This window comes from Bradyrhizobium sp. 170, assembly GCF_023101085.1.
Classification (GTDB): Bacteria; Pseudomonadota; Alphaproteobacteria; order Rhizobiales; family Xanthobacteraceae; genus Bradyrhizobium.
The window spans coordinates 2,602,536-2,614,276 of the sequence record NZ_CP064703.1 but is presented as its reverse complement, the minus strand read 5'-3'; the positions used below and the strand labels follow the sequence as shown (position 1 = coordinate 2,614,276).

Below are 11,741 nucleotides of genomic sequence, written 5' to 3'. Positions count from 1 at the left end.
AACACTCGCCCTGATGGGGCTTTCCGCCACCCCGCGGACGTATGCCGATTACGCCGTATGATCCCTTTAATTCCGGTGAAGCGCAACCGCGCTCTTGCGGCTCCGCCGGCAACAAGAACCGGAAGTTGAGATCATCCTGCAGCGCTTCCGGCTTTCACCCGCCGTTTCCCTCGTGGTTGCGGCACGCCGTGTCCCGTGCAGGACAGTCCCGTGTTGCGGCAAATACGACAACCCAGCGGCGAGAGGTAGACGAAAGTTGGACCAACTTCAATATACAACTAATAATCAATTTACAGGGATAGTTAACCCGGCAGGGTTGCTGCCATCAGCCCATCGCCGGGTTAATAGCGTTTTCGAGCGAAAGCCTGCCCCGGTTGATCCGGGGTGGATACCGGTTCGCGTGAAGAAAGCGCGTCAAACAAGAATCCAGAACCCCGGTTCTGATTTAATCAGAACCGAAAAAGGCTTTAGTACCGCGCAAACCTTGAAATTCGCGCCCCGCCGTGGTCTCAAGCTGCGAGTTTGCAGCCCGGCCCGCCCGCCGGCCCGACAGGCTCCAACCCGGCAGATTTAACCGATGGCCCGAAGGTTTTCCGCTCCCTACCAGTCGGAGCCCGTGTCCAGCCTCGCCACCTGGTCGCGCAACCTCGCCATCTTTGCCGTGGTCGCGGTGGTGGTCTCGATCCTCATCGTCCGCTTCGGCTTCCTGGAGATGAAGCCGGCGCTGGCGACCTTCTTCGGCGCGCTCGGTTGCGCCGTGCTTTCGATCCTGGTCGGCCTCGCCGCCTTTGCCGCGATCTGGCAGAACGGGTCGCGCGGCATGGGCCGGATCCTGCTGGCGTTCCTGATCAGTACCATTCTGCTGGCCTACCCGGCCTACCTCGCTTTGCAATACCGCAAGCTGCCGCCGATCCACGACATCACCACCGATCCGATCGATCCGCCGCGCTTCGAGGCGCTGGCGCGCTTACGCAGCGGCGAAGGCGCCAACTCCGCGGTCTATGCCGGGCTCTATTCGGCCGAACAGCAGCGGATCGCTTATCCCGATATCGAGACGGTGGAGCTCGAAGTCCCGCCGCAGCGGGCCTATGAGGTGACGCTGGCGCTGATCGCCAAGCGCAAATGGCTCGTGATCGACGAGCGGCCGCCGCAGCCGCCGCGCCGCATCGGCCGCATCGAGGCGGTGGCGCGGACGCCGATCATGGGATTTCGCGAGGACATCTCGATCCGCATCACGCCCGACGGCGAGGAATCGCGCGTCGATATCCGCTCCTCCTCGCGCTATTTCGAGAGTGACCTCGGCAGCAACGCCGCCCGCGTCACCAAGCTGATCGAGGACATCAATTCAGCCGTCGACAACGCCAAGCCGGCGAAGAAGCCGCAAGCGCCGGCCAAGGCTCCGGCGAAGACGGTGAAGAAGTGACCCCCGTCATTCCGGGGCGTGCGAAGCACGAACCCGGAATGACGGAAGGATACGCCGTCCTCAATCTCACACCATCCGATACGTTCCGCCGATCACCGGATCGCCGTCGGTCGCCACGATGCCGCGGGCGACCAGATCTTCCAGATGCGCCAGCACGGAATAGCCGGCGGCGTTGGTCAGCCGCGGGTCGATGCCGATATAGATCGCGCGCACCATGGTCGGGATGTCGGCCTCGCCCTTGGCGAGGCGATGCAGGATCGAGGCTTCGCGGGCCTGCCGGTGCCGGGTCAGGAAGCGGACGTAGCGCGGCCCTTCCGGAATTTCCGGCCCATGGCCCGAGAAATACAGATCCTCCTCGCGGGCTTCCAGCCGCGCCAGCGAGGCCATGTAGTCGATCATCGATCCGTCCGGGGGTGCCACGATCGAGGTCGACCAGCCCATCACGTGATCGCCGACGAAATTGATCTTTCGCTCAGGCCACGCGAACGCCAGATGATTGGCGGTGTGGCCCGGCGTTGCGACCGCCTCCAGCGCCCAGCCCTGCCCTTCGATGACGTCGCCGTTCTTGACCTCGATGTCGGGCCTGAAATCGCGGTCAGCACCTGACTCCGGATTATGCTTCTCGCTCTCGAACCGCGGCCGCGAGGCGCGATGCGGCCCCTCCGCATAGACGGGCGCGCCGGTGGCGGCCTTGATCCGCGCGGTGTTCGGCGAGTGGTCGCGATGGGTGTGGGTGACGAGAATATGCGTCACGGTCTCGCCGCGCACGGCGTCGAGCAGCGCCTTGGCATGGGCTTCATCATCAGGCCCGGGATCGATGATCGCGACATTGCCCTTGCCCACGATGTAGCTGACCGTGCCGGTGAAGGTGAACGGACTCGGATTATTGCAGAGGACGCGCCGCACGCCGGGGCGGGCTTCATCGACGACACCCGGCTTGAGCGGAAAGTCGCGGTTGAACGGGATGTCGTCGTTTTCGGCCATTGTTGTTCCTGCTCGTTTCGCGACACAACCACAGTCGTCATACCCCGCGAAGGCGGGGTATCCAGTAAACACCGGCGTTCGACATCAATCGAGAGGCCTCTGGGATACTGGATCGTCCGCCTTCGCGGACGATGACAGCAACATCTGTGGGCACACCCTTACGAAAACGCCTGAATACCCGTGATCGCCCGGCCCAGGATCAGGGCGTGGACGTCGTGGGTACCTTCATAGGTGTTCACGGTTTCCAAATTCGCGGTGTGGCGCATCACGTGATATTCGATCTGGATGCCGTTGCCGCCGTGCATGTCGCGGGACACGCGGGCGATGTCGAGCGCCTTGCCGCAATTATTGCGCTTGACGATCGAGATCATCTCCGGCGCCATCTTGCCCTCGTCCATCAGGCGGCCGACACGCAATGATGCCTGCAGGCCCAACGCGATTTCGGTCTCCATGTCGGCGAGCTTCTTCTGCACCAGTTGGGTTGCCGCCAGCGGCCGGTTGAACTGCTTGCGGTCGAGCGTGTATTGGCGGGCGCGGTGCATGCAGTCTTCGGCCGCGCCCATGGCGCCCCAGGAAATGCCGTAGCGGGCGCGGTTGAGGCAGCCGAACGGGCCCTTCAGGCCGGACACGTTGGGAAGCAGCGCATCCTCCGGCACCACCACGCCGTCCATCACGATCTCGCCGGTGATCGAGGCGCGCAAGGAAAGCTTGCCGCCGATCTTCGGCGCCGACAGGCCCTTCATGCCCTTCTCGAGAATGAAGCCGCGGATCTGGTTGTCATGCGCGGCGGATTTCGCCCAGACGACAAAGACGTCGGCGATCGGCGCGTTGGAAATCCACATCTTGCTGCCGGTCAGGCGGTAGCCGTCGGAGACCTTCTCGGCGCGGGTCTTCATGCCGTTGGGATCGGAACCGGCATCCGGCTCGGTCAGGCCGAAGCAACCGACCCACTCGCCGGTGGCGAGCTTGGGCAGGTATTTCTTGCGCTGGTTCTCGTCGCCATAGGCGTAGATCGGATACATCACCAGCGACGACTGCACCGAGTTCATCGAGCGATAGCCGCTATCGACGCGCTCGATCTCGCGCGCCACGAGGCCATAGGCGACGTAGCTCGCATTGGCGCAGCCATATTCCTCCGGCAGCGTGATACCGATCAGGCCGAGCTCGCCCATTTCGTTGAAGATCTCGCGGTCGGTCTTTTCTTCGAGATAGGCCTTGACGATGCGCGGCTGTAGCTTGTCCTGCGCATAGGCGCGGGCGGTGTCGCGGATCATGCGTTCGTCTTCGGTGAGCTGGTCGTCGAGCAGGAACGGATCGTCCCACTGGAAAGAAGCCGCCGCCGGCTTGTCCTTGGCTTGAGGGCGCACGCTCATGAAAATCCCTTTCGCATCACTGTCCTCATGGAAATTGTCGCCAAATTAATGCGCTATCGGCCGAAGCGCAATGTTCTGAACGTCATTCCGGGGTACGCGAAGCGTGAGCCGGGAATCTCGAGATTCCGGATATGGTCCTGGACCATTCCGGAATGACGGTATTCATACCTCCAACTTTTCGTTGGAGACGATCTCGATGCCGAAGCCGGATAGCCCCTTGTAATCGTGCACCGACGACGTCAGGTGCCGGATCGAAGTGATGCCGAGATCGCGCAGGATCTGGGCGCCGACGCCGACTTCACGCCATTGCCGGTTGCGATCGGCCTCCGCCGATTTCTGTTCGCCGACCGGCTCGACGGGAACTCCGGCCGCGCCGTCGCGCAAGTACACCAGCACGCCGCGGCCGGCTTTCTGGAAATGGTTCAACACGATCTGCATGCGCGCCTGGCCGGTGAAGAGGTCCTTGACGATGTTCGGCTTGTGCAGCCGCGTCAGCACGTTCTTGCCGTCGCCGATGCCGTTATAGACGAACGCGACATGCGCAATCTCGTCGAACGGCGAGCGATAGGCATAGCCCTGCAGCGGCCCGATCGGGCTGTCGGTGGTAAAGGTCGCGACCCGCTCGATCAGCTTCTCGCGCGCCTGGCGGTAGGCGATCATGTCAGCGATCGTGACGTGCTTGAGCTTGTGGGTGGCGGCGAAGCGCGCAACCTGCTCGCCCTTCATCACGGTGCCGTCGTCGTTCATCAACTCAGAGATGACGCCGACCGGCGGCAGGCCGGAGAGCTTGCAGAGATCGACTGCCGCCTCGGTATGGCCGGAGCGCAAGAGCACGCCGCCGTCGCGGGCGATCAGCGGAAAGATATGGCCGGGCCGGGCGAAATCATTGGCGCCGGCATTGGGATTGGCGAGCGCACGGCAGCAGGAGGCGCGTTCGTCCGCCGAAATGCCGGTGCCGCCATCGGGCTTGTAGTCGATCGAGACGGTAAAGGCGGTGGTGTGGTTGGACTCGTTATGCGCCACCATCGGATCGAGCCGCAGCCGGCGGGCGTCGTCGGTGGTGATCGGCGCGCAGACGATGCCGGAGGTATGGCGGATGATGAATGCCATTTTCTCCGCGGTGCAAAGCGAGGCGGCGACGATCAGGTCGCCCTCACCTTCCCGGTCGTCATCGTCGGTGACGACAACGAGTTCACCCTTGGCAAAGGCTTGCAGAACTTCCTGGATGGTATCGGCCATTTTCTCAAAATCTCGCTATCTTCAGCCAGTGCATTAGCCGGACTCAATGGTCTGCGCCAGCGTCAATACGCAGGGCAACGTCGCCCGCAGGCATACCAGGATGCCGAGCCGTGGCCTGGATGGAGCGAAGCGCAATCCGGGAACGGTCCGTCCGCGTGGCAAGCGGCCCCGGATTGCGCTGCGCTCCATCCGGGCTACGCACTACGCACGCTACGCAGGGCCCATTTTTACGGCAGCACCTCGCGGCGCTCGCTGAGCAACACGTCGGTCTCGGCGCGCTTGTCTTCCAGGAGCCCGGCCTGGGCGGCTTCGATCACCTTGTAGAGCTCATGGGCGTCGCTGAGCCGGGTCACCGTCACGTAATCGGCCCCGGCCGCGTAGAGATCATTGACGTTAGCCAGGATCTCCGCAGTCGCGACGATCTTGGCGGTCGGGTTGAGCGAGCGGACATGCCGGACCAGCTTTTCGTTGTCGGCGCCCTTCAACAGCGAGTCAGGGATGCTGAGGATGATCAGCTCGGCCTTGCCGACGCCCGCATGCACCAGCGTATCGACGCTGCTGATGTCGCCATAGACCACGTGCATGCCGCGGTCGGTCAAGGTCCGGAACACCAGCGGATTGAAATCGATCACGGTGATCTGTTCGAGAACCGCCGGACTGCGCTGCTCGATCTCGCTCAACAAGGCGCTGGCCGCGCGGAAGAAGCCGAGAATGACGATCCGGCGCGCCTCCCCGTGCCCGCCCTCATGCCCGGCGTCGGCCTCATGCTTGTGATCGAGATCGCGCAGGCCGATCCGCTTCAGGGGACCGATCAGCGCCCGCGTGACCTGGTCGCTCCTCGCCATAATGAACGTGCTCACGACCGCCAGCACCACGAAGGCGAATGACGCGGCGCTCGACGTCTCGGTGCTGATATGGCGCGCCGCAACGCCGGTCTGGATCACGACCAGCGAGAATTCAGAGATTTGCGCCAGGTTGATCGCCGGCAACAGGCTCGCCCGCAGGCCCTGCTTCATCAGATAGAGCGGCGCGAACGTCGTCACCACGCGGCTGACGACCGTGAAGGCGGCAATCATCAGCGCCAGCCCGATCACCGACGCTCCGGGGATCGGAATCGTCATGCCGAGCGAGACGAAGAACAGCGTGATGAAGAAGTCGCGCAGCGTGGTCACCTTGGCGGTGACGTCGAGCGCATAGGGGAACGTCGACAGCGAAACGCCCGCCACCAGCGAGCCCATCTCGCGCGACAGGTGCAGCTTCTCCGCGATCTCCCCGATCAGGAAGCACCAGGCCAGCGCGCCGAGCAGGACCAGTTCCGGCCGGCGCGCGATGTGGTGAAACAGCCACGGCAGCACGTAGCGGCTGAGCACCAGCGCGGTCGCCACCAGCACGCCGACGCGGCCGATCGAGATCAGGATCACGCTGACCTGCAGATTGTCGAGGCTCGGCTGCACCGCCAGGAACAGGATCGCAAAGATGTCCTGCAGCACAAGCACGCCGAGCGTGATCCGCCCCGGCAGCGTGTCGAGCTCGCGCTTTTCGTACAGCACCTTGACGATGATGACCGTGCTCGACAGCGCGCAGGCGATGCAGAGATACAGCGCGTCGAAATGGCCATTGCCCATCGACAGCCCGATCCCGACAAAGAACAATATCCCGAGCAGGACGCCGCCGATCAATTGCCCACCGGCGGCAAACAGGATGACCTTGCCGGCGCGCACGATCTTCTTCAGGTCGATTTCCAGCCCGATCATGAACAGCATGAAGATCAGGCCGAGCTCGGAGATGACGGTGATCGATTCCTTGGATTCGACCCAGCTCATGCCGAATGGACCAATGATAAACCCGGCGATAAGGTAGGCCAGGATCAGCGGCTGCCGGGAAAAATGCGCCAGCAGGCCGAGCCCCCAGGCGAACAGGATGCATAAGGTGATATCGCGAATAAGCTCGTGCATAGGTCCAATCTTGCCCCTACCCCAACCTAGAGGTCCCGGCGCGGGGGTCAAACAAGCAATGTGTCACAGCCATAGAATGGGGGCTTTTCTCGCGATTCTGGCCGCACTGTCGATACTATATTCCCCTGCCGCACGCGCGCAGGCCGGGACCATCGAACAGAACTTCGCCGCCTCCCTCACCACGGTCCCTGCGGAAAATCTCGCCGTCACAGGCGCATTCTACGTGCCGGTCTATTCCAGCGTCTCGATGAGCCAGGGCAAGCTGCGGGCGGATTTTTCGGTCACGCTCAGCGTCCACAACGCATCCGAAACCCGCCCCCTGGTGCTGAAGCGGATCGCCTATTTCGACACAGCAGGCAAGCTGGTGGAGAGCTACCTCAAGTCGTCGGTTGCGCTAAAACCGTTCGCAACTGTCGAAGTCTTCATCGCCGCGAATGACGTGCGCGGCGGCACGGGGGCCAATTTCGTGGTCGACTGGGCGGCCACCGGCGAAATCGCCGAACCCACGGTCGAGGCGCTGATGGTCGGCGGCGTCGGCGCCGGGCATTATGCCTTCATCAGCCAGGGGCGGCCGATCAGGATCGTCAAGAACTAGCCTGCAAGAACCAGCCTGCCGGAAGGCCACACAGCCTTCTCAACGAAAAACAAAACGGGAGTGAATATCCATGTCCACCGCAACCCCCTTCGATTTCGCGCCATTGCTGCCCGCCGGACTGCCGGCGCCGGCAGCGCGGTGGACCGGCCTCGCCAAATACAGTTTCGTCGGCGGCAACAACGATCCCGACCAGGTTCCGGTCGACGGCCTGATCGACGCGGTCAGTGCCGTGCTCAGGCGCGAGGGCAAGACGCTGGCGACCTACGGCCTCGCCAGCGGCCCGCAGGGTTATCGTCCCTTGCGCGAATTCCTCACCGCGAAACTCAAGCGCGACGCCGGCATCGCCTGCGGCGCCGACGACATCATGATCGTCTCGGGTTCGCTGCAGGCGCTCGACCTCGTCAATCAGACCTTGCTGGCGCGTGGCGATACCGTGCTGGTCGAACAGGAAACCTATCAGGGCGCGCTGAACCGGTTGACGCGGCTCGGCGTCAAGGCGGTCGGCATTCCCCTTGACGATCAGGGCATGCGGATGGACGCGCTGGCGGCCGCGCTCGCCGACCACAAAAGCCGCGGCATCACGCCGAAATACATCTACACCATCCCGACCGTGCAGAACCCGACCGGGTCAATCATGCCGGAATCCCGGCGCGCGGAGATGCTGAAGCTGTCGCAGCAATACGGCGTGCCGATCTTCGAGGACGATTGCTACGCCGACCTGATCTGGAGCGGCGAGCGCCCGCCCGCGATTCATGCCATGAGCCGGCATGGCGGCGTCATTCACATCGGCTCGTTCTCGAAGTCGATTGCACCGGCCCTGCGCGTCGGCTTCATCGTCGCGCCCTGGGAAATGATGTCGCGGATGCTGGCGCTGAAGACCGACGCCGGAAGCGGCGCGCTGGAGCAGATGGTGCTGGCGGAATATTGCGCGCCGCATTTTTCCACCCATGTGCCGAAGCTGACGCGCGGCCTGCGCGCCAAGCTCGATACGCTGATGGAAGCGCTCAACGAGCAGTTCGGCACCGCGGCCGAGTTCGAAGCGCCTGAGGGCGGCATCTTCCTGTGGGTGAAGCTGCCCGACAATGTCGACACGCTAAAACTCTATCAGGCCGCCCTCGCCGCAGGCGTCGCGATCAATCCCGGACCGGAATGGTCGACCGACAAGACCTATGCCGGCAGCCGCCTGCGGCTGTGCTTCGCCAGCCCATCGCAAGAGCAGATCCGCGAGGGCGTAGCCCTGCTCGCCGAAGTCTGCCGCAAGGAGTTCGGCGTGCCGGCGCGGATTGCCAACGTGGAGCGCAAACGTAGCTAGCTCCTTACTATGCCGCGCTATGGATTGCTTCGCTTCGCTCGCAATGACGGGAGTATGACTGCTTCAATGTCATTGCGAGGAGCGTTAGCGACGAAGCAATCCAGCTTTTAGCTGCCACCGCCTCCGGCGCAGTATTTGATTCATTCGCTTTTGATCCCGGCATCGGCGATCAGCTTGCCCCATTTCGCGCTTTCGCTCTGGATGAATTTTGCAAAAGCCTCGGGCGAGGTAGGTGCGGGTTCGGCGCCGAGAACGCGGATTTTCTCGATCGCGGCGGGATCGCTCAACGCTTTGACGAAGGCGGCATTCAACGTGCTGATGATCTCGGGCGGCGTGCCGGCGGGCGCGACGATCCCAAACCAGCCGACGGATTCGAATCCGCTCAGGCCCTGCTCGGCCAAGGTTGGCACATCGGGCAGGAAGGCGACGCGCTTGGCGGCGGAAACCCCGAGCGCCTTCAACTTGCCGTCGCCGATCAATTGTTTGGATGCGGGAATATCCAGCACCGCCAGCGGGACGTGGCCGGCAAGAACGTCCGTTGTCGCCGGCGCGGTGCCGCGATAGGCGATCAATTGAACTCCGACGCCGGCCTTCTGGTTGAACAACGCCGAGGTCAGGTGCATCGCCGTGCCGTTGCCGCCATGGCCGATCGACAGGCCCTGCGGTTGCGCCTTGGCCTTGGCGATGAGGTCTGCGACCGAGGCAATGGCCGACTGTGGCGAGGACACCAGCACGAACGGGATTTCCGCCAGCAGCGTGACCGGCGCGAGATCCTTGACCGGATCGAACGACATCGCCGCGCGATTAAGGTGGGGATTGACGGTCAGCACGCCGGCCGCGGCCACGCCGAGCGTGTATCCGTCAGGCGCGGCCTGCGCCACGGCCGCGATGCCGATATTGCCGCCTGCCCCTGCCCTGTTCTCGATGACAACAGGCTGACGCAGCGTCTCCGACAGCAACGGCTGAAGGGCGCGGATCACGATATCGGCACTGCCGCCGGGCGGAAACGTCACGATGATCTTGATCGGTTGATCAGGATATGCGTTTGCTGCTTCAATCGCCGATAACGACAGCGACAAGGCGGCAACAAGGGCCCCGATTAAGGCTCGCCGGATCGACGGAAACATGCAGGTCCCCCGATGATTTTTTTTGCGGCTGTCAGTTATGCATGATCGTCCCAGCGCAGCAAGCGACAAGGCCGCGAGCCAGAAGATGAAGACCCGCGTTCTCGTGGTCGGCGCCGGTCCGGTTGGCCTCACGCTCGCGATGGACCTCGCGCTGCGTGGAATTTCCGTCACTGTCGTGGAAACACGCGCCGCCGGGGAACCGCCGAGCGTGAAGTGCAACCATGTGTCGTCGCGTTCGATGGAGATTTTTCGCAGGCTTGGACTGGCGCAGAAGCTGCGCGACGCGGGATTGCCGGCCGACTACCCCAACGATTGCTCTTACCGCACCACGGCAACGGGCATCGAGCTCTCGCGCATCCTGATTCCCTGCCGGCGCGATCGCTATACCGCGACCGGCGGGCCGGACACCGATTGGCCGACGGCCGAGCCGCCGCACCGCATCAATCAGATCTACATGGAACCCGTGCTGTTCGCGCACGCCGCTGATATCGACGAACTTCAGATTCTGAACCGCACCGCGTTCGAGGATTTCAGCGAAGGCAATGACGGCATCGTTGCGACCGTCCGGAATCTCGATACCGGAACAGCCTTCCAGATTCATGCCGATTTCATCGTCGGCTGCGACGGCGCGCGTTCGCTCGTCCGCAAGGCGATCGACGCCAATCTGCAGGGAACGCCGATCATCCAGCGCGTGCAATCGACCTATATACACGCGCCCGGCCTGCTTGCCCTGATGGACCAGCCCGCCTGGATGACGCTGTCGCTCAATCCGCGGCGCTGCGGCACGGTGGTCGCGATCGACGGCCGCGAAAAATGGCTGATCCATAACCACCTCAATCGCGAAGACGAGACCTTCGAATCCGTCGATCGCGACGCCTCGATCCGCGCCATCCTTGGCGTCGGCCCCGATTTCGAATACGAGGTGCTGAGCAAGGAGGACTGGGTCGGCCGCCGCCTGGTCGCCGACCGGTTTCGCAAGGGCCGCGCGTTCATCTGCGGCGACGCCGCGCATTTGTGGATGCCCTATGCCGGCTACGGCATGAATGCCGGGATCGCGGACGCAACGAACCTCGCGTGGTTGCTGGCGGCCTATCTGCAAGGGTGGGCCGACATCGCCATCCTCGATGCCTATGAGGCCGAGCGCCTTCCCATCACCGAACAGGTGTCCCGCTTTGCGATGGAGATGGCGGGCAAGGTGCTGAGCCAGCGCCGCACCGTTCCCGAGGAAATCGAGCAGCCGGGGCCGCAAGGCGACGCCGTCCGCAAGCAGGTGGGGCAAGCCGCCTATGATCTGAACGTGCAGCAATATTGCTGCGCCGGCCTCAACTTCGGCTATTTCTACGACCGCTCCCCGATCATCGCCTATGACGGCGCCGAACAGCCGGGTTTTACGATGGCGGATTTCACGCCGTCCTCGACGCCGGGCTGCCGGCTTCCGTTCGCGAAGCTGGCCGACGGACGGCCGGTCTATGATGCGCTTGGCCCGGGCTACACGCTGTTGCGTTATGATCCGGATGCTGCAGTTGCGCCATTGGCCGACGCGATGCGCAGCAGCGGCGTGCCGTTCAACATCGTCGATATTTCCCCAGCGCAACCGCCCAGCGGCCACAAACTCATTCTTGCGCGCACCGATCAGCACATCGCCTGGCGCGGCGACGCCATCCCTGACGATCCAGCGCACCTCGTCGACAAGCTGCTCGGCCGAAGCTCCAACCGCGACCCGGATTAATTCC

The 11,741-nt window shown here is 63.4% G+C and carries 9 protein-coding genes; 4 read left to right on the top strand and 5 right to left on the bottom strand.

Annotation, left to right across the window (positions count from 1 at the left end; genetic code table 11):
• Positions 1–577 precede the first annotated feature (577 nt).
• Positions 578–1,423: a DUF1499 domain-containing protein gene (locus IVB05_RS12190; protein ID WP_247784533.1), complete on the top strand. Its 846-nt coding sequence runs from the start codon at positions 578–580 to the stop codon at positions 1,421–1,423.
• A gap of 66 nt (positions 1,424–1,489) precedes the next feature.
• On the opposite strand, the gene IVB05_RS12185 is transcribed toward IVB05_RS12190, so the two are convergent.
• From IVB05_RS12185 to IVB05_RS12170, 4 genes are all read right to left on the bottom strand, one after another.
• Positions 1,490–2,407, bottom strand: a complete 918-nt coding sequence (locus IVB05_RS12185) for an MBL fold metallo-hydrolase (RefSeq protein ID WP_247784532.1) — start codon at positions 2,405–2,407, stop codon at positions 1,490–1,492.
• Between the two features lie 158 nt (positions 2,408–2,565).
• The gene (locus IVB05_RS12180) at positions 2,566–3,780 is read right to left on the bottom strand and encodes an acyl-CoA dehydrogenase (protein WP_247784530.1); all 1,215 of its coding nucleotides are present in this window, start codon (positions 3,778–3,780) and stop codon (positions 2,566–2,568) included.
• Positions 3,781–3,942: 162 nt separating this feature from the next.
• A complete protein-coding gene (gene ribB, locus IVB05_RS12175; protein WP_247784528.1) occupies positions 3,943–5,019 on the bottom strand; it encodes a 3,4-dihydroxy-2-butanone-4-phosphate synthase in 1,077 nt (358 codons plus the stop codon).
• 227 nt (positions 5,020–5,246) lie between these two features.
• On the bottom strand, positions 5,247–6,974 hold the full coding sequence (locus tag IVB05_RS12170; RefSeq protein ID WP_247784523.1) for a cation:proton antiporter: 1,728 nt from the start codon (positions 6,972–6,974) through the stop codon (positions 5,247–5,249).
• Positions 6,975–7,050: 76 nt separating this feature from the next.
• Between IVB05_RS12170 and IVB05_RS12165 the strand changes: the two genes are divergently transcribed.
• Together IVB05_RS12165 and IVB05_RS12160 are read left to right on the top strand one after the other, a co-directional pair.
• Positions 7,051–7,569, top strand: coding sequence for a DUF3124 domain-containing protein (locus IVB05_RS12165; RefSeq protein ID WP_247784522.1), 519 nt, complete (start codon positions 7,051–7,053; stop codon positions 7,567–7,569).
• 70 nt (positions 7,570–7,639) lie between these two features.
• Positions 7,640–8,881 carry a PLP-dependent aminotransferase family protein gene (locus IVB05_RS12160; RefSeq protein ID WP_247784521.1) on the top strand — a complete coding sequence of 414 codons (1,242 nt, stop codon included), beginning with the start codon at positions 7,640–7,642 and terminating at the stop codon, positions 8,879–8,881.
• Between the two features lie 140 nt (positions 8,882–9,021).
• On the opposite strand, the gene IVB05_RS12155 is transcribed toward IVB05_RS12160, so the two are convergent.
• Positions 9,022–9,894, bottom strand: coding sequence for a tripartite tricarboxylate transporter substrate binding protein (locus tag IVB05_RS12155; protein WP_247784520.1), 873 nt, complete (start codon positions 9,892–9,894; stop codon positions 9,022–9,024).
• Between the two features lie 151 nt (positions 9,895–10,045).
• On the opposite strand from IVB05_RS12155, the gene IVB05_RS12150 reads away from it, so the two are divergent.
• The gene (locus tag IVB05_RS12150) at positions 10,046–11,737 is read left to right on the top strand and encodes an FAD-dependent oxidoreductase (protein WP_256473278.1); all 1,692 of its coding nucleotides are present in this window, start codon (positions 10,046–10,048) and stop codon (positions 11,735–11,737) included.
• Positions 11,738–11,741 lie beyond the last annotated feature (4 nt).